The organism is Ruegeria sp. CDSB113, assembly GCF_059611045.1.
This window is the reverse complement of the sequence record NZ_JBXWOU010000001.1, coordinates 785,584-803,259: the sequence shown is the minus strand read 5'-3', so window position 1 is coordinate 803,259 and position 17,676 is coordinate 785,584. Positions and strand designations below refer to the sequence as shown.

Below are 17,676 nucleotides of genomic sequence, written 5' to 3'. Positions count from 1 at the left end.
AAATAGGCAATTGATGATTTAGCAAGCTTGTTTCCTGCCGTTTTGTTGTTCATATGCGCCGAATTCGATATCTAAGTCGCAACTGCCCAAGGATTAAGCACGTTGACCCTGCACCTCGCCGACAAAACACTGAACCCGCCGGTCATGCTGGCCCCGATGGCCGGGATCACCGATCGACCGTTCCGCGATCTGGTGATGCGCTTTGGCGCGGGCATGGTCGTCAGCGAAATGGTCGCTAGTCAGGAAATGGTGCAGGCCAAACCGGGCGTGCGGGAACGGGCCGAGCTGTCTGCTGACGTTGAAAACACCGCTGTTCAACTTGCAGGGCGCGAGGCGCATTGGATGGCCGAGGCTGCGCGTCAGGTGGCCGATCGTGGCGCGCGGGTGATCGACATCAATATGGGCTGCCCGGCAAAGAAGGTGACGAATGGCTATTCCGGTTCGGCGCTGCTTAAGACACCGGATCACGCGCTGACACTGATTGAGGCCGTGGTCGAGGCCGTCGACATTCCGGTCACTCTGAAAACCCGTCTGGGTTGGGACGACAACCTGCTGAACGCGCCGGACGTGGCGCGTCGAGCGCAAGGTGCGGGCATCCAACTGGTCACAATCCACGGGCGTACGCGGTGCCAGTTCTACAAGGGACGCGCGGACTGGCAAGCGATCCGTGCGGTGAAAGAGTCGGTCTCGATCCCCGTCATCGCGAACGGGGATATCGTAGATACTGATGCAGCGCGCACGGCTTTGGATCAATCAGGCGCTGATGGCGTCATGGTTGGGCGTGGGGCGCAGGGTAAGCCTTGGCTGCTGGCCCAGATCTGCCACGACTTGTATGGCGCACAAGCGCCGGTCATCCCCGCTAATGGCGACCTGATCGACATGGTGCGCGGTCATTATGAGGCGATGCTGGACTTTTACGGCACCGATCTGGGTCTGCGCGTGGCACGTAAACATCTTGGCTGGTACATGGATGAGGCCGCGACCCCGGCAACCCTTCGCCGTGCGGTATTGACCTCGCGGGATACCGCCGAGGTGCTGCGCCTGTTGGGCGATGCCCTGCACGGCGACGCAGAGGCAGCAGCATGACCTCGGACCAAAACATCTGGGCATCGCTGCCGGTTCCGGCTTTCATCATTGATGCCGATGACCGGATCACTGATGTGAATTCCGCCGGAGAGGGGTTCCTGAATGCGTCCCGCAATGCAGTTATCGGTCACCCGGTCTGGGACCAGATCGCCGTGGATGCCCCACTGGAAGAAGCGTTTTTGCGCGCACGCCAACAGGGCACACCGCTTTTCGTGAATGATGTCGATGTGGGGTCAGGCAATCGGGCGCCGCTGCAATGCGCTTTGCAGATTGCGCCGCTGCTTGGGCATCCGGGGTCGATGATCATGACCATGTCCCCACGCGAACTGGCGGGGCGGATGACACGGGGCAACACAGTAAAGTCGGCTGCCCAATCCGCAATTGGCATGGCTGAGATGCTTGCGCATGAAATCAAGAACCCGTTGGCGGGGATCACCGGGGCCGCGCAGCTTCTGAGTATGAATATCAGCCAGCAAGACCTTGAACTTACAGATCTTATCGTTGCTGAAAGCCGTCGGATCGTGAAGCTGTTAGAGCAGGTCGAGCAATTTGGGAACCTGACCCAGCCAGATTTCAAACCGGTCAATATCCATGACGTTCTGGACCGTGCGCGGCGCTCGGCGCTGTTGGGTTTTGGCGCGCATATGACGATCATCGAAGATTACGACCCCTCGTTGCCGCTGGCGTATGGTGACCCGGATCAACTTTTGCAGGTGGTGCTGAACCTGCTCAAAAATGCATCCGAGGCGTCCCCCAAGGGCGGTACAATCCGCCTGCGGACGTATTTCGAACATTCCTTCCGGCTGCGCCGCAGCGACGGTTCGGGGCATTCTTTGCCCCTGCAGATCGAAATCATCGACGACGGTCCAGGGCTGCCGGACAAGATCCGCAGCGACATTTTCGATCCGTTTGTTTCGGGCAGGGAAAACGGCACCGGTCTTGGGCTGGCGCTGGTCAGTAAAATCATCTCGGACCACGACGGCTGGATTTTGGCCGAGTCGGTTCCGGGACACACCGTATTCCGCCTGTCCATCAGGCGCGCACCGCGCGACGCGACCTGAGATGGACAACCGGGCAGAGATAGTAAGGAGAGCACCTGATGGATGGCACAGTACTGGTCGCAGATGACGATCGCACAATCCGAACCGTACTGACTCAGGCCCTGACGCGGGCCGGGTGCAAGGTGCATGCGACATCCTCGCTGACCACTCTGATGCGCTGGGTCGGCGAGGGCAAAGGGGATGTTGTTATCTCGGACGTCGTCATGCCGGATGGTAACGGGCTCGAGATGTTGCCAAAAATCGCACAAGACCGTCCGGGTTTGCCAGTTATCGTGATCTCGGCGCAGAACACGATCATGACCGCCATTCAGGCGGCCGAGGCGGACGCATATGACTATCTTCCCAAGCCTTTTGACCTGCCGGACCTGATGAAGCGGACCGCACGGGCGTTGGAGCAAAAGCAACGCGTGCAGGCGGATGCGGTCGTACCGGCCGAAGACCGTCCTGAAGAGCTGCCGCTGGTTGGGCGCACGCCGGGGATGCAGGCGCTGTATCGCCTTGTGGCACGCGTGATGAATACCGATCTTTCGGTCATGATTTCCGGTGAAAGTGGCACCGGCAAGTCCTTGATCGCACGCGCTATTCATGATTTTTCGGACCGGCGCACGCTGCCCTTCGTCACTGCGACCGCCGGTGATCTGCGTGACCTCGAAGGGCCTGCGCGCATTATGGCCAGGGTACGGGGTGGCACCTTGTTGATTGATGAGATCGCTGATATCGAAGATGAGGTCCAGGCACGTATTGTCCGGATGATGGACACGCCCGGCGATCATCTTCCACGCTTCATGGCGACCAGCCAATCGGATCTGACCGAAGCCATGGAAAACGGGCGGGTGCGTCAGGATCTGTATTATCGACTGTGCGGCGCGACGATCCATGTACCTGCGCTGCGCGAGCGGGTGGACGATATCACCCTGCTGGTTGATCACTTCCTTGCCCGCGAGGAACGGGAACATGGCACAAAGCGCTGGCTCAGCTCCGAGGCGGTAGAACTGGTGCGGCGGTATTCCTGGCCCGGCAATGTGCGACAACTGGAAAACGCGATCCGACGTCTGAGTCTGACCAGCCGGGCCGAAGAAATATCGAAAGCCGAGGTTGAGATGGTTTTGGGCAGTCAGCCCGAAGCGGAACCGATTCTTGGTGACGGCGAAAGGGAGAAACTCTCGGCCTCTGTGGCCCGTCATTTGCGTCGCTATTTCGATCTGCACGGCAATTTGTTGCCACCTCCTGGCCTTTATCAACGCATCCTGCGCGAGGTTGAGGGCCCCTTGATCGAGCAGGCACTGGACGCAACCGGCGGAAATCAGGCGAAATGTGCGGATTTGCTGGGGATCAACAGGAATACGCTGCGCAAAAAAATCACCGATCTCGATATTCAGGTGACACGCCGACGCAAACTGATGTAATATCGCCACACAAAGCGTGGCATCCGGGTACAAGCCCGGCAACGACCACGAGATATGGCGGTACGCCGCGTAAGCGGCACATCAGGATGAGGGCAGACGGTGGCAACCCGAGCACAGAGCGGGCTGATCCTATCGATTGATCGGTGGCGGAAATCCCGAAAACTGCGCAATTTTAGCACCTTGGGGCTGGTCCTTTTGGGTCCGCTTCTGGCGTTGGCCACGTATCTGGTCATCGGTCCGTTTGATTTGGGTTCGGCAGCGCCCACGCTGCGGCTGATTCTACTTGCCGATCTGGTCTATGTGCTGGTCGTCGCGGCGTTGGTGTTGGGACAGGTGTTCAGTCTGATCGCTGCGCGCCGGGCAAAATCTGCCGGGTCACGTCTGCACCTGCGGCTGATCGGGGCGTTCACCTTGCTGGCCTTGGTACCGACAGTGACCGTCGCGATCTTTGCCGGCCTTACAGTGAATATCGGGCTTGAGGGATGGTTTTCGGATCGGGTCCGTCAGGTTGTCGGATCATCCCTGTCGGCGGCCGAGGCCTATGAGCTTGAGCACCGCAGCGGACTGACACAGGACGCAATCGTTCTTTCCCGGTTCCTCGACAATGCACGAACGCTGGACTTTTACATTTCGGACGCCGAACTGCGCGAGGTTCTGGCACAGGGGCAATCGCAGATTCAGCGGGGCCTGCGCGAGGCATATGTCATTGATGGCAGTGGCGAAATTAAATCCCGCGGCGACCGGTCCTACTTGTTCAACTATGAACCGCCGACACCGGAGCAGATGGTTGAGGCAACCGACAGTGACCTTCTGATCATTGCGGATTGGCAAAACAACGAGTTCCGCGCGCTGGTGCCGTTGCAGGCTTATCTGGACCGGTATCTGTATGTTAGCCGCGAGGTGGATGGCGAACTGCTGAAATTGCTGGATGACACCAAGGAAACGGTACAATTCTACCAACAGCTTGAAAGTGAAAGGGGCCGGGTTCTTTTTGAATTCGGGCTCTTGTACTTGGGCTTTGCAGTCATTCTGATCCTTGCCGCGATGTCTTTGGGGATGTGGTTCGCCGAACGCCTGTCGCGCCCGGTTGGCCGTCTGACTACAGCCGCACAAAGGGTCGGCGCCGGGGATCTGAGCGTTCAGGTCATCGAAGAGGCCAGCGATGACGAAATCGCCATGTTAGGTCGTTATTTCAATCAGATGACGCGGCAACTTAAAGGGCAGCGCGAAACGTTGTTGGAAAACACGCGTCAGATCGAACGCCGCCGCCGCTTGTTCGATTCGGTGCTTAGTTCGGTGACGTCCGGTGTAGTCGGCGTCGATTCGGATGGATGTGTCACATTCGTAAACCGCTCGGCCGAGCGTCTTCTGGACTGGTCGCGCGGTGAAGAACAACTGGCAATCGGCATCGCGGTTCCCGAATTCCTTCCCTTGTTCGAAAATCTGAAAGCCAGCGGTCAAGAGGCCGTGCAGGGTGAGGTTAAGGTCACGCGTAAGGGGCGGTTGGAAAACTTGCTGGTGCGAATGGCGATCCGGCGCGGCGAAGATGGAGGGCTGGAGGGCTACGTGGTGGCCTTCGATGACGTGACCGATCTGGTCAGTGCACAGCGTATGGCGGCCTGGGGCGATGTGGCCCGCCGTATTGCCCATGAGATCAAGAACCCGCTGACGCCCATCCAGCTTAGCGCGGAACGGATCAAGCGCAAATTCTCGCGCAAACTGGACGAAGAGGATTGCGACAGCCTTGTATCCATGACCGATGTGATCGTGCGGCAAACCAACGATTTGCGGCGGATCGTGGACGAGTTTTCAAAATTCGCGCGGATGCCTGAACCGGTTCGGCGCGAGGAAGACGTTGTTAACCTGGTGCGCGAAGCCGTGTTGTTGCAGCAAGCCGGACAGCCGGACGTGCAGATCGACGCGACGTTGCCGGACAAGCCCATCCTGGCGGATGTCGATGCGACGATGTTGAACCAGGCGTTGACGAACTTGATAAAGAACGCGGGTGAGGCCATTGAAACACTTAAGAAAAAAGGTCCGCCAGAAAATTTGAAGCCACAGATCAAAGTGGACATTTCCAACGATGATGCGGGGACGGTCATTACAATAGCGGACAATGGCATTGGGCTGCCCGAAGATCGGGCGCGGTTGTTTGAACCCTATGTCACCACGCGCGACGAAGGCACGGGTCTGGGCCTGCCCATCGTCAAGAAAATCATAGAAGAACATGGCGGAGCGCTGACCCTGGAAGACGCGCCCGTATTCGACGGACAGGACCATTTCGGTGCGATGGCTGTGATCCGTTTGCCGGGGGGCAAAATTTCCCAGACTGCAGCGCCACAAAAGCAGGCAATTCATACTAACAAACTGAAAGCAGGCCAAAGATGAGCGACATTCTGATCGTAGATGACGAACGCGATATTCGCGAACTGGTGTCCGACATTCTGGAGGACGAAGGCTATTCAACCCGGCTGGCGGCAAACTCGGACGAGTGTATGTCGTCGATCAATTCCGAGCCACCGGGTCTGTTGATCCTTGATATCTGGCTGAAAGACAGCCGTATGGACGGGATCGATATCCTGAAGTCGGTTAAACGCGACAACCCCGACGTGCCGGTGGTGATCATTTCCGGTCACGGCAACATCGAAATTGCTGTGGCCGCCATCAAGCAGGGCGCTTACGATTTTATCGAAAAGCCGTTCAACATTGATCAGTTGATGGTCGTGATCCGCCGCGCCATGGAGACCTCGCGCTTGCGCCGTGAGAATGCTTCGCTCAAGCGGCGTGAGGTCACCAACTCGGACATGATCGGCAAATCGGCCTCGTTCCGGGCAATGCAGAGCCAGTTGGACAAGGTCACCAAGTCGAACGGCCGCGTGATGTTGAGCGGGCCAGCCGGGTCGGGCAAAGAGATTGCCGCGCGTTACATCCACGCCCATTCCAACCGTGCCAACGCTCCTTTCGTCACCGTCAACTGCGCCGGGGTCGAACCAGAGCGCGTCGAAGAGGTGCTATTCGGGCGCGAGTCATCGGAACGCGGGATCGAATCCGGCTTGCTGGAAGAGGCCCATGGAGGCGTGATCTACTTTGACGAAGTGGCTGACATGCCCTTGGGGACGCAATCCAAGATTCTGCGAGTACTGGTCGACCAGCAATTCCAGCGGGTAGGCGGGTCAGACAAGGTGCGTGTGGATCTGAGGGTCATCTCGTCGACAAATCGCGATCTTGATGCCGAAATCGAAGCTGACCGGTTCCGTGAAGAGCTGTATCACCGCCTGAACGTTGTGCCGATCGCCGTGCCTTCGATGGAGGACCGGCGCGAGGATATTCCGGTTCTGGCGCAGCATTTCATCGAAATGTGCAACGAATCCCAAGGCTTGCCAATTCGCGAGATCTCGGAAGAGGCGGTGGCATTGTTGCAGACCATGACCTGGCCCGGCAATGTGCGTCAGCTGAAGAACCTGATCGAGCGTGTCCTGATCCTGGGCGATGGAACGGGCCCGATCGAAGCACGCGAATTGCCAACCGAAGAAGAGAAAACCGACGACTCGGGCCGCGTTGTTTTGTCTGGGGCACTGGCAACCCTGCCGCTGCGCGAAGCACGCGAGGCGTTCGAGCGTGAATACCTGCTGACCCAGATCAACCGCTTTGGTGGCAATATCAGCCGAACCGCCAGCTTTGTTGGCATGGAGCGCAGCGCGCTGCACCGCAAGCTCAAATCGCTTGGTGTTGTGACCTCGAACAAATCCGGGGCACGGGTGGCGCAAATCGACGAACCGGAACCGGCGGAATAATCCGCCGGGGCATTACCCTGCCTGTCCCGGGTTGATGATCTGAAATGAACCGTCGTCGAACTTCACATAGCAGGATTGGGTTCCCAACGGCGGCAATTTCGTTGTGCGCGCAGGTGGAACCTGAGACTTTACGCTCTGTTTGCAGGGCGGCAGGCTGATCGGACGAAAGCCTTTTTTCGCCATGCATTGTGCCTCGACCTGATTGCGCAGACCGGCATTCACGTCGACCGTATAAACGCGCCCGGGTTCCCACCAACCAGGCGAGCGATAGCAGTGCCCCCGGTTGTCGCAATAAGTGCGTCCCGGCCAGTATGTGGGCGGGCTCTGCCGCACCTGATTGGCGACGGGAACGTCATTTACCGCCTTAACCTGACATTGCGTGGTCTCGGACTGCGCGCGCGACACGCTTTCACCTTCGCGGTAGTACAGCGAAAGTGGGCCGCTGCATGCGGACAGGACGGTCAGTGGAATTAGTAAGTGAAGCACTGATTTCATAGGGTTATCTTGCCCCAGCTTTGTCTGAATGACAATTCAATTGACCGCTATAGGGGCATCTGTCATTCAAGGATTTCAGGCAGAAGGGCCAGAAACATGAAGGTCATCATATGCGGTGCCGGTCAGGTCGGCTGGCAGATCGCACGTCACTTGTCGGGCGAACTGAATGACGTAACGGTGGTGGACAACAATCCCGATCTGGTGCGCCGGGCGACGGAAACGCTGGATGTTCAGGGGATTGCCGGATTTGCCAGCTATCCTGACGTGCTGGAACGCGCAGGCGCACGTGATGCCGATATGATCATCGCAGCGACCCATTCGGACGAGGTGAATATGGTCACCTGTCAGATGGCGCATTCGATCTTTTCCATCCAGCGCAAGATCGCTCGGTTGCGGGCGAAATCGTATTTGCAGGCGATCCATTCGGATCTGTTCCGTCGTGACCACTTGCCCATCGACGTCGTGATCAGCCCCGAACGCGAAGTGGCGGCAGCCGCCATGCGCCGCCTTTCGGCCCCGTCCGCCTTTGATACTGAGATGTTCATGGATGGACAGGCGCAGCTTCTGGGCATCCGTATCGACGAAGATTGCCCCATCGTGAACACACCTCTGCGGCAGCTCACGGACCTGTTTTCGACGCTCAGCTCAATCGTTGTCGGTGTTCGGCGCGATGGCACGCTGTTTGCGCCTGAATCCGAAGATCAGCTGTTTGTCGGCGACGAATGCTATGTCTTTACCAATGTCAAAGACGTAGACCGCACGATGGAGGTTTTCGGCAAGACCCACAAAAAGCAGGACCGCGTGGTAATTGTGGGCGGCGGCAATGTCGGGTTGGAAGTAGCACGGACGTTGGAAGAGCGTGAAAGCCGCGTGCGCGCCAAGGTGATCGAGCGTGATCGCCAAAGCGCTGAAATAGCCGCCGAAACATTGGAACGGACGATTGTCCTGAATGGCGACGGGCTGGATGCCGCCTTGTTGCGCGAGGCCGGGATCGAACGCGCCGACGCAATGCTGGCGGTCACCGATGACGACCGCGCCAACATGCTGGCTGCGGTACGGGCCAAGGCCGAAGGTTGTGCCTTGGCGATTGCCTTGATCAATGATCCAAGCATGGTGGCGCTGATGGGGCCACTGGGGATCGACGCCTACATAAACCCACGTGCGACCACTGTCAGCTCGATCCTGCGCCATATTCGCCACGGGCGGGTGCGGCAGGTCTATTCTATCGGGGATGCCGAGGCAGAAGTGATCGAGGCCGAGGTGCTGTCGACCTCACCCATGGCCGGGCAGAAGCTGCGGGATATCGATTTTCCCGAAGGCGTTCTGGTAGGTGCCGTCCGAAAAGGCGATGAGCTTTTGCGCCCGACAGGCAGCCTGCGGATCGATGAAAAGGACGTGGTGGCAATCTTTGCGATGGCCAAGGACGTGCCCGAGGTCGAGCGCCTGATGCAGGTTTCAATCGATTTCTTCTGATGGCGCGCGCTCTGAGACAACAGATCACTTTGATACAGCGGCTGCCGCTGTTTCTGTTGATCTGGGGAATTGCCGCGTTATCGATGTGGATTCCGGCGATTTACGCGCTGGCCTTGGATGATCACGACACGTCGCGATCGTTTTTCTATTCCGGTCTTCTGGGAATGTTCGTGGTGTCCACGATTGCTGTGGCAGCATCAAACCGCGTGCCGCGACGTGGGACGCTGGGGCAACTGGCCGTGTTGCTGGGGTGTTTTACCGTTCTGCCGCTGTTTCTGGCGATTCCGCTGCATGATGCCTTGGGCACCACCACCTTTTTGAACGCGTATTTTGATATGGTCAGCGCTGTGACCACCACCGGCGCAGATCTGTTTCCGGACCCCGATCGCCTGACCGCACCACTGCACCTGTGGCGCGCTTTGGTCGGCTGGATGGGTGGCTTGCTGATGTGGATTGCCGCGGCTGCAATTCTGGCGCCCTTGTCGCTGGGTGGGTTCGAGATTACGGCGCGCGGCCAGCCCGGTCGCCCGGTGTCGGGCGTCGCACAAAGCGAAGAGGTCGACCCCCGCGGCCGTCTGATCCGTGTGACCCGGACCTTGACACCAGTCTATACCGGTCTGACCGCAACCATATGGATCCTGCTGCTGATCGCCGGAGAAAACGGCCTGACTGCCGTGTGTCACGCCATGTCAACCATGGCCACGTCGGGGATATCTCCGGTCGGCGGGCTGGAGGGGGCGCAGGCCGGAATAACGGGCGAGGCGATCCTGTTTCTGTTCCTGTTCTTCGCCTTGTCGCGGCTGACCTTTTCGACCGATACGGCAACAACAGGCTATTCCCGGCTGGACCAAGACCCCGAATTCCGGATTGGCCTGATGATCGTTGGTTTTGTGGCGGCTTTGTTGTTCGCGCGCGTCTGGGCCGGCGTTCTGGAAATCGGCAATCAGCTGGAACCGCTTCAGGCACTCAGCGTGATCTGGGGTATGATCTTTACGGCGTTGTCTTTCCTGACCACAGCCGGATTCGAAAGCGCAAACTGGAATGATGCCCAGCAATTGTCCGGCCTTGGCACCCCCGGGCTGATCCTGATGGGTCTCGCCCTGATCGGAGGAGGGGTGGCCACAACGGCGGGCGGGGTCAAACTGCTGCGGGTCTTTGCCCTGTACCTCAATGGCGCGCGCGAGATTGATCGGTTGATCTATCCCTCATCCGTTAGTGGCATTGGCGGCGGTAACCGTCGCATTCAAAGCGACGGGGCCTTTATTGCCTGGATCTTCCTGATGATGTTCGCCCTTACCGCAGCACTGTTCAATCTGTTGCTGGCCGCGATGGGCTCGGGGTTTGAACAGGCGATGGTCCTCAGCGTTGCGGCGCTCAGCACCACCGGGCCGCTGATCGAACTGGCCACTGATGTTCCTATCCGTCTGGTCGATTTGCCCTGGGGCGCAAAGCTGACCATGTGTGCGGCGATGGTGATCGGGCGACTGGAAACATTGGCGATCATTGCGCTGATTACGCCAACCCTCTGGCGAGACTAAGAATCCTCACCTTTGCCGACGCCTTATTTTTCATCTGGAATATCGGTTAACGACACTCCATACTCTGCCAGAGGGAGCGCGTTGGTCCGCAGCGCGTAGCAAGAACAATGGCGAGATTATAATAATATGGCTTCGGACAGACAGAATCTGCAGGACGCGTTCCTGAATAATGTACGGAAAGCAAAGGTCCCGGTCACAATTTTCCTGATCAACGGTGTGAAATTGCAGGGTGTCATCACCTGGTTCGACAATTTCTGCGTATTGTTGCGCCGCGACGGACAGTCGCAGCTGGTCTACAAACACGCAATTTCAACGATCATGCCGTCGCAGCCGATCAACCTGTATGAGGGCGAAGACGCCTCTTGATGGAACATGACAGGACGCGCACCCGGGCTTGGGTGCTGCATCCGGAAATCAAATCAGATGAACAGCGCCGTGTCCCAGGACCGGCGCTGGAAGAGGCGGTGGCGCTGGCTGCCGCTTTGCCCGATCTGGATGTGATCGGGTCCGATATTGTGCGTCTGCCACGTGCCCAGCCGGGGTTGTTGTTCGGGACCGGTAAGATCGAAGAATTGGGCGAACGGTTCCATGACGCCGAGGTCGAGCTGGTTCTGATCGACGGGCCGGTTACCCCTGTTCAACAGCGCAATCTGGAAAAGGCGTGGAAGGTTAAAATCCTCGACCGGACCGGGTTGATTTTGGAGATTTTCAGCGACCGCGCGCGCACCCGTGAAGGTGTGCTGCAGGTCGAGATGGCCGCGCTTAGCTATCAGCGTACGCGTCTGGTTCGCGCCTGGACCCACCTTGAACGTCAGCGGGGTGGATTGGGGTTTGTCGGTGGTCCCGGTGAAACCCAGATCGAGGCTGACCGAAGGGCGATCGACGATCAGCTTGTGCGCCTGCGCCGTCAATTGCAGAAGGTAATCAAGACCCGGACCTTGCACCGTGCTGCTCGGGCAAAGGTGCCGTATCCGATTGTTGCGTTGGTGGGCTATACGAACGCCGGTAAATCAACTTTGTTCAATCGCCTGACCGGGGCCGAGGTAATGGCAAAGGACATGCTGTTTGCCACGCTGGACCCGACCATGCGGCGGGTTGAGTTACCAGATGGTCCCGAGGTGATTCTGTCGGACACGGTGGGGTTCATTTCGAACTTGCCAACCGAACTGGTCGCGGCCTTCCGCGCCACACTCGAAGAGGTTCTGGGCGCAGATATCGTCGTGCATGTGCGCGACATCAGCCATGAAGACACCGAGGCGCAAGCCCGGGATGTCGAAACCATTTTGACCTCGTTGGGCGTTGATGACGAACGCCCCCGGCTTGAGGTCTGGAACAAGATCGACCTGTTGAACGAAGATGAGCGCGAGGCCACGTTTGCCCGGGCCGACCGCGACCCGTCGATCTTTGCTATTTCCGCCGTGACGGGCGAGGGCATCGAACCGCTGCTGGCCGAGATCGCGGTTAATTTGCAGGGGGTTCGGCACGAAACGGTTTTGACGCTGGCGTTTTCCGAAGGCAACAAGCGTGCGTGGCTGTTTCGTCAGGATGTCGTTCAATCCGAAGAGCAGACGGATGACGGATTTCAGATCACCGTATTGTGGACCGACAAGCAGGCAGCGCAGTTCGCCGCGCTTTGACCAAAAAGCGAGGTCACGATGGTAGGAGCTAAGGTGGTTCTGCGTGGTCATATTTCCGTGCCTGCCGATCGGATCACGCAGGTGCGGGAGGCGTTGCCGGACCACATCGCCCTGACGCGGGCCGAACCGGGGTGCATCTCATTCGACGTGACAGAAGACGCGGATATTCCGGGCCGGTTCAACGTGCGTGAAATCTTTGAAAACCAAGCGGCCTTTGACGCCCATCAGGCGCGAACCAAAGCCTCGACTTGGTTCAAGGTGACAGAAGGCATTCCGCGCGACTACCAGATCACGCGCGTTTAGGCGGGGCGTCCGCTACTGCCCGTCTATCTGGCGCTGATAGTCGTCAGCATCGAACCAACCCAGCGACGTTTGCACCTTGTTGTCAGCGGTCAATTCCCATTCTTCCCAACCACGCGTGACGACGTGGTTGCCGGTCTCTGAGTGATGGCCTTCCAGCGTCCAGACAAAAATCGCGTGTGATCCGGCCCAACGCAGCATGTCGCAGCGCACTTCCAGATCCGGGAAGTCGGCGTAGAATTCACGCACCATGTCTGCTACGGCGGCACGGCCGACAATTGGTTCACCCCGGTTGATCGTGATCTGCCCGTCGGGTGCAAAAAAGCTGGCAACCGCATTTGGGTCGCCCGAGCTCCACGCGATTGCGTAATCGCGTGCGAGATTGTTCATCATATCCCGAAAACTGGCCATCTGTACCCCCAAGGTCCCGAATTGTCGGCTTGCAGATCGTAGGCGAAAACACCTGCGCGCGTCCACGGCAGCTTGCAAAAGGGGCAAGGTCCTGCCGAAGCAGTGAAATCAGCGCGGCGTCAGGTTGGTTACGCCGACCGCTGCCGCGCGGGCCAGATCCATGTCCAGTGACATGGGGATATACTCACCCCGCCGCCAAAGCTGGGCCTGATCGTCGTAGTAGCGCGACAGGAAATGCCCCGACTGACCCGTGGCCGTGATAAAGACCGAACTGTTGGGATCGGCAAAATCATAGACACCGCGATATCCCGCACCGTGGACGTTTTGGAAAGGGTTGGGCCCTTCGCCCGATGTCCGCCCGCGCAGCAGGGTGTTGTCGCCGCCGCTGGTGGATTGGCGGATGTTGACGAAGAACCGCAGAACGGGAACCGTGCCCAGAACCGGGTGGTCATGCGTGGCCTGATGGGCATCTCCCCAACGCAGGGATTCCAGCGAACCACCGTATTTCTCGCTAATCCAGATCAGCGCATCGTCCAGCGCCAGCCGTGCCATATCGGTGCAGGTTTCCACTGGCGCGCTCTGGCGCACGTCGCACCAGACCGACGCGCCGTCGATATCGCGGTACACCCGTTCGATGAAAAGCGGTTCAACATGTTTGTATTCGGCCGCCAGCGGCCCCAGCTCGTCCGAGATCAGCCGGATCTGCAGCGCGCGCAACCATGCGGCATAGATCAGCGGTTCAGGCAGATGTTCGTTCATCTCACCATTCCACTCGGCCAGCAGGGCCAGCGCGACCTGACGACGGCGTTCCGGTGTGCCCTCGGGCGCAGAGGCTCCGGTAAACCAAAGATCGGCGCCGATTAGCGGCAGAAGCGAACGGGCGGTAAAGCTGACGGTATCAAGTTGCGCCTCGATAAAGCTGTCGCGGGTGTGAACCTCGCGCGATTGCATCAGGCGTTCCCAACGGTGCACGCGCTGCGTATCGCCCCATTCATACGAGACATGATTGGGGAAAGGGCGGTCGATGATCTTGTTGTTTGTATTGCCCAGAATCCCGCCTGCTGGTGTCACGAACTCGGGGTTGTTTGCATAAGGCAAGCGGCCTTGCCACAGGTTCTCGGCCAACCAACCGGGCGTTGGGATACGGCCGCGGCTTTGGTTGCGAAGGTCTCGGCCAGGCATTGCGCCGATCAGCTTCATGCCGATCGTGTCCTTGTCGACCAGCGACAGATTTTGCGACGGCGCAATGAACAGCTCGGCCACATCGATGGCTTCGCGGACATTGTCTGAATTCATTAGTGCCATCGAGGCCGTCATCGACGTGTCGCGCGGGCTAAGTGCGGTCCAGGCCAATGAGGCAACGTGCCCGGGCGGGGTGATCGTTTCCAGATCGTAATGGCTGCCGGGCAGGACGGGTCCGTTGTCGGTCCAGCGCAGGGTCAGGGTGATGGGGGCTTCGTCCTTGATCTCGATGATCGAGGGGCGAGAGCGGAACCGTTTGAAACCATCAGGCGACAGGTACTCTTCTGGGTTTTCCGGATTCAACTGTTCGATATGAACATCCTGATCGTCCAGGTAAGACGAGGTCAGGCCCCAGCCCAACCTATCACTGCGGCCCGTCATGATCGCGGGAACGCCCGGAATGGTCGCGCCGATGACACCGCCTTTGGCAAGCTCAAGCCGTGCCAGGTACCATATGCCGGGTGCGGTCAGGCCCAGATGCGGGTCATTGGCCAGCAGGGTGCCCCCGATCGCGGAACGCGAAGGCGCGGCTGACCACGCGTTCGACGCCCCGGCCAAGCCGCGTTTAGGGAATGGTGACAGCGACGTGTCGGGCATTGGCGTGCCTTCGGCATAGCGCGGCAGGTCTGGGAACAAGGACGCATATTCCGGCAGCGCCGCGATACCCGCGCCCGGTACGTCTGGCAGGATATCGGCCAGCCGCTTTGGATCGTTCAGCATCAGGGATGTGCGGGCGCGCAGGACCTCATCTTTCAAATGGCCAGACAGTTGCAGGCTCATCAGTTTGATGATCGCAATGCTATCGCCGGGCTGCCACGGAGAAACAGACGCGTTGAACAGGAACATCTCGGGCGCGCCGCGTCCCAATGCGTTCTCATTGATCTCATCCAGCCGGGCATTGACGCCCGCAGAATAAGAGCGCAGCGCAGCTTTGGTGTAATCGTCCTGCACCTCGACCGAGCGGTGGGCAAGACTGTAAAGGTCAAAACGGCGCAAGAGCTTGTCGATAGGGACAGTGCGCTTGCCGAACACTTCGGATAAACGGCCCTGCGCCGTGCGACGCATCACGGTCATCTGCCACAGGCGATCCTGCGCATGGGCATAACCCAGGCCAAAGAACACGTCCGGGTCGTTTTCGGCCAGAATATGCGGAACATTGGCGGTGTCGCGCACGATCTCGACCGGGGCGCGCAGCCCGCTGACTTCGACGGTCTGGTCATAATCCGGCAGGGACTGGCTGGCCAGGAAGTAGACAAGACCCACAGCCGCAACGGCCAACAGGATCAGGCCCGTAGCAATCCGAACCAGCCAGCGAAAGACAAGACCCATGAACGCCCCATATCCCCATAAGAAATTATTGGCTGAACCCTACTGGAAGGACCGGGCAACCGAAAGAGGAACGCCGCGCGAACGTTGAGTTAACATGTTGAGATGAAAAACCCCGCCACATGGTTTTGAACATGTGGCGGGGTCCGTGGCAAAGGGGGGTGGTATTCGATATCAGGGGATAATGCGCGTGTACTTGGTGCCTTCGACGGTCGCGCCGAATTTCAGACCGGCCTGTCCGAAAACGGCGGCCAATACGGGCCTACGCAATTGGGTCGTGTCGGTTGAGAGCGAGTCGCCGGTGGCGTCGACGACATAGCCGATATCCGCACCCGCGGTCCAACCGCTGGAACGGCGGAAGTCATCTAGGGCGTCCTGCGTCATGAAGAACAGGACATGCGCATATTGTTGCGCGCCGATCTGCAGACCAGCACTGCCGGATAGGGCCGAGTAATAGTCGACCGTTGCGCCGTTGATGCGCAGCGCGCCCTGGCCATAGGCACCACCAAAGATGAACCCGGCCTCGGTGATCAGTGGCATCACCAGCATGCCGTCGGCTTTTTCGGCGATCTCGACGGTATTGGGGTACTTGCTGAACATTTCGTTCAGCGTCACGTTCACACGGGCGTCGATCTGGGCCGCATTGGAATTGCCTACACCGTTTCCGCATGCAGCGGTCAGTGTGAGCCCGGCCATGCCAAGCGCAAAGCCACGACGGTTTAGTCGGGGAGAGTTGGAACTGCTCATGTTTTTTTCTCTGTATAAACTGCCTGAAGTGTCGGGTGTTCCCGATCTTGTGTGCGAGAATACGCCGATTGCGTCCGTGTGTCACGGGAAAGCTGGTCCAACAGCGTTCACAATCGGCGAAAAGTCGCGACCGCCCGGGGTTTTAGCCCTGAAGGATGCGCGCGACCTGCGGTGCAAAGTAGGTCAGGATTCCGTCGCAGCCTGCGCGTTTGAAGGCCAGCAGGCTTTCCAGCATGACCTTCTCACCATCAATCCAGCCGTTCTGCGCAGCTGCCTGTATCATCGCGTATTCACCGGACACCTGGTAGGCATAGGTTGGCGCGCCAAACGTGTCTTTCACGCGGCGGCAGATATCCAGATAGGGCATGCCCGGCTTGATCATCACCATGTCTGCGCCTTCGGTCAGGTCACGCTCGATCAGGCGCAGGGCCTCGTTCGAATTGGCGGGGTCCATCTGGTAGGTCTTCTTGTCTCCGGTCAGCGCACCTGACGCGCCCACCGCATCGCGGAAGGGGCCGTAGAATGCACTCGCATATTTAGCGGCATAGCTGAGGATCATCACGTTGTGGTGCCCCGCAGCCTCAAGCGCGCCGCGCATCGCGCCGATGCGGCCATCCATCATGTCCGAGGGGCCAATGATGTCGGCCCCTGCCTCGGCCTGCGCCAGTGTCATCTTGACCAGTGCCTCGACGGTCTGATCGTTCACAATCTCGCCGTCGACAACATAGCCGTCATGGCCATTGATGTTATAGGGGTCCAGCGCCACATCGGTCATCACGGCGATATTGGGGGCTGCAGATTTGATCGCCCGAATGGCCCGGTTCGACAAGTTTTCGGGGTTCCACGCCTCAGCGCAATCTTCGGTTTTCAGGCTGGGATCAGTATAAGGAAAGATGCAGATCGCCGGGATGCCCATAGCCTGTGCCTCGACTGCGGCGGTGGCGATCAGATCGACCGAGCGCCGCACAACGCCGGGCATCGAAGGTACGGGTTCTTCAATGCCGTCGCCGTCGCGCACAAAAACCGGCCAGATCAGATCGTCTGTCGTCAGTGCGTTTTCCCGCACCAACCCACGAATAGCACCGGATTGGCGCGCCCGGCGAAATCGCGTAAGGGGGTAGGGGGCGATGGTCGGTTTCATGTCGCGCTCTCCTTGAATA

15 protein-coding genes are annotated in these 17,676 nt (G+C 59.0%); 10 read left to right on the top strand and 5 right to left on the bottom strand.

Features of this window, described 5'->3' with window-relative positions:
* Nucleotides 1–102: 102 nt before the first annotated feature.
* The 5 genes from dusB to ntrX all read left to right on the top strand — a co-directional run bounded on the left by dusB (nt 103) and on the right by ntrX (nt 7,347).
* Nucleotides 103–1,086, top strand: coding sequence for a tRNA dihydrouridine synthase DusB (gene dusB, locus AC2FIS_RS04000; RefSeq protein WP_496772032.1), 984 nt, complete (start codon nt 103–105; stop codon nt 1,084–1,086).
* Nucleotides 1,083–2,147 carry a two-component system sensor histidine kinase NtrB gene (locus AC2FIS_RS03995; protein ID WP_496772031.1) on the top strand — a complete coding sequence of 355 codons (1,065 nt, stop codon included), beginning with the start codon at nt 1,083–1,085 and terminating at the stop codon, nt 2,145–2,147. The genes dusB and AC2FIS_RS03995 overlap by 4 nt, the downstream gene beginning before the upstream one ends.
* 38 nt (nt 2,148–2,185) lie before the next feature.
* On the top strand, nt 2,186–3,553 hold the full coding sequence (locus tag AC2FIS_RS03990; RefSeq protein ID WP_496772030.1) for a response regulator: 1,368 nt from the start codon (nt 2,186–2,188) through the stop codon (nt 3,551–3,553).
* Nucleotides 3,554–3,652: 99 nt separating this feature from the next.
* The gene (locus tag AC2FIS_RS03985; protein ID WP_496772029.1) at nt 3,653–5,941 is read left to right on the top strand and encodes a sensor histidine kinase NtrY-like; all 2,289 of its coding nucleotides are present in this window, start codon (nt 3,653–3,655) and stop codon (nt 5,939–5,941) included.
* Entirely contained in the window at nt 5,938–7,347 is a 1,410-nt protein-coding gene (gene ntrX / locus AC2FIS_RS03980; protein ID WP_113790139.1) for a nitrogen assimilation response regulator NtrX, read from the top strand. Before AC2FIS_RS03985 ends, ntrX begins: the two co-directional genes overlap by 4 nt.
* Nucleotides 7,348–7,359: 12 nt before the next feature.
* Here the strand turns inward: ntrX and AC2FIS_RS03975 are convergent, their stop codons facing one another.
* Complete coding sequence (locus tag AC2FIS_RS03975; RefSeq protein ID WP_113790140.1) at nt 7,360–7,842, bottom strand: hypothetical protein; 483 nt, start codon at nt 7,840–7,842, stop codon at nt 7,360–7,362.
* Between the two features lie 96 nt (nt 7,843–7,938).
* Between AC2FIS_RS03975 and trkA the strand changes: the two genes are divergently transcribed.
* The 5 genes from trkA to AC2FIS_RS03950 all read left to right on the top strand — a co-directional run bounded on the left by trkA (nt 7,939) and on the right by AC2FIS_RS03950 (nt 12,793).
* Nucleotides 7,939–9,315 (top strand): Trk system potassium transporter TrkA, encoded by a 1,377-nt coding sequence (gene trkA, locus AC2FIS_RS03970; protein ID WP_109311769.1) that lies wholly within the window; start codon nt 7,939–7,941, stop codon nt 9,313–9,315.
* On the top strand, nt 9,315–10,853 hold the full coding sequence (locus AC2FIS_RS03965; protein WP_496772028.1) for a TrkH family potassium uptake protein: 1,539 nt from the start codon (nt 9,315–9,317) through the stop codon (nt 10,851–10,853). The genes trkA and AC2FIS_RS03965 overlap by 1 nt, the downstream gene beginning before the upstream one ends.
* Nucleotides 10,854–10,979: 126 nt before the next feature.
* Nucleotides 10,980–11,219: an RNA chaperone Hfq gene (hfq, locus tag AC2FIS_RS03960; protein WP_005982826.1), complete on the top strand. Its 240-nt coding sequence runs from the start codon at nt 10,980–10,982 to the stop codon at nt 11,217–11,219.
* Nucleotides 11,219–12,490: a GTPase HflX gene (hflX, locus tag AC2FIS_RS03955; protein WP_472723877.1), complete on the top strand. Its 1,272-nt coding sequence runs from the start codon at nt 11,219–11,221 to the stop codon at nt 12,488–12,490. Before hfq ends, hflX begins: the two co-directional genes overlap by 1 nt.
* Before the next feature lie 18 nt (nt 12,491–12,508).
* On the top strand, nt 12,509–12,793 hold the full coding sequence (locus AC2FIS_RS03950; RefSeq protein WP_496772027.1) for a putative quinol monooxygenase: 285 nt from the start codon (nt 12,509–12,511) through the stop codon (nt 12,791–12,793).
* Between the two features lie 12 nt (nt 12,794–12,805).
* On the opposite strand, the gene AC2FIS_RS03945 is transcribed toward AC2FIS_RS03950, so the two are convergent.
* The 4 genes from AC2FIS_RS03945 to hemB all read right to left on the bottom strand — a co-directional run bounded on the left by AC2FIS_RS03945 (nt 12,806) and on the right by hemB (nt 17,657).
* Nucleotides 12,806–13,201, bottom strand: a complete 396-nt coding sequence (locus tag AC2FIS_RS03945; RefSeq protein ID WP_496772026.1) for an SgcJ/EcaC family oxidoreductase — start codon at nt 13,199–13,201, stop codon at nt 12,806–12,808.
* A 108-nt stretch (nt 13,202–13,309) separates the two neighbouring features.
* Nucleotides 13,310–15,772, bottom strand: coding sequence for a penicillin acylase family protein (locus AC2FIS_RS03940; protein ID WP_496772025.1), 2,463 nt, complete (start codon nt 15,770–15,772; stop codon nt 13,310–13,312).
* Nucleotides 15,773–15,943: 171 nt separating this feature from the next.
* The gene (locus AC2FIS_RS03935; protein WP_113790146.1) at nt 15,944–16,516 is read right to left on the bottom strand and encodes a lipid-binding SYLF domain-containing protein; all 573 of its coding nucleotides are present in this window, start codon (nt 16,514–16,516) and stop codon (nt 15,944–15,946) included.
* A 142-nt stretch (nt 16,517–16,658) separates the two neighbouring features.
* Nucleotides 16,659–17,657 (bottom strand): porphobilinogen synthase, encoded by a 999-nt coding sequence (gene hemB, locus AC2FIS_RS03930; RefSeq protein WP_496772024.1) that lies wholly within the window; start codon nt 17,655–17,657, stop codon nt 16,659–16,661.
* Nucleotides 17,658–17,676 lie beyond the last annotated feature (19 nt).

Coding starts and splice junctions, on each gene's coding strand:
- AC2FIS_RS03975 (WP_113790140.1), bottom strand. CDS start 7,842: ATGAAATCAGTGCTTCACTTACTAATTCCACTGACCGTCCTGTCCGCA.
- AC2FIS_RS03995 (WP_496772031.1), top strand. CDS start 1,083: ATGACCTCGGACCAAAACATCTGGGCATCGCTGCCGGTTCCGGCTTTC.
- hemB (WP_496772024.1), bottom strand. CDS start 17,657: ATGAAACCGACCATCGCCCCCTACCCCCTTACGCGATTTCGCCGGGCG.
- AC2FIS_RS03990 (WP_496772030.1), top strand. CDS start 2,186: ATGGATGGCACAGTACTGGTCGCAGATGACGATCGCACAATCCGAACC.
- AC2FIS_RS03950 (WP_496772027.1), top strand. CDS start 12,509: ATGGTAGGAGCTAAGGTGGTTCTGCGTGGTCATATTTCCGTGCCTGCC.
- AC2FIS_RS03945 (WP_496772026.1), bottom strand. CDS start 13,201: ATGGCCAGTTTTCGGGATATGATGAACAATCTCGCACGCGATTACGCA.
- AC2FIS_RS03940 (WP_496772025.1), bottom strand. CDS start 15,772: ATGGGTCTTGTCTTTCGCTGGCTGGTTCGGATTGCTACGGGCCTGATC.
- hflX (WP_472723877.1), top strand. CDS start 11,219: ATGGAACATGACAGGACGCGCACCCGGGCTTGGGTGCTGCATCCGGAA.
- AC2FIS_RS03935 (WP_113790146.1), bottom strand. CDS start 16,516: ATGAGCAGTTCCAACTCTCCCCGACTAAACCGTCGTGGCTTTGCGCTT.
- hfq (WP_005982826.1), top strand. CDS start 10,980: ATGGCTTCGGACAGACAGAATCTGCAGGACGCGTTCCTGAATAATGTA.
- AC2FIS_RS03965 (WP_496772028.1), top strand. CDS start 9,315: ATGGCGCGCGCTCTGAGACAACAGATCACTTTGATACAGCGGCTGCCG.
- ntrX (WP_113790139.1), top strand. CDS start 5,938: ATGAGCGACATTCTGATCGTAGATGACGAACGCGATATTCGCGAACTG.
- trkA (WP_109311769.1), top strand. CDS start 7,939: ATGAAGGTCATCATATGCGGTGCCGGTCAGGTCGGCTGGCAGATCGCA.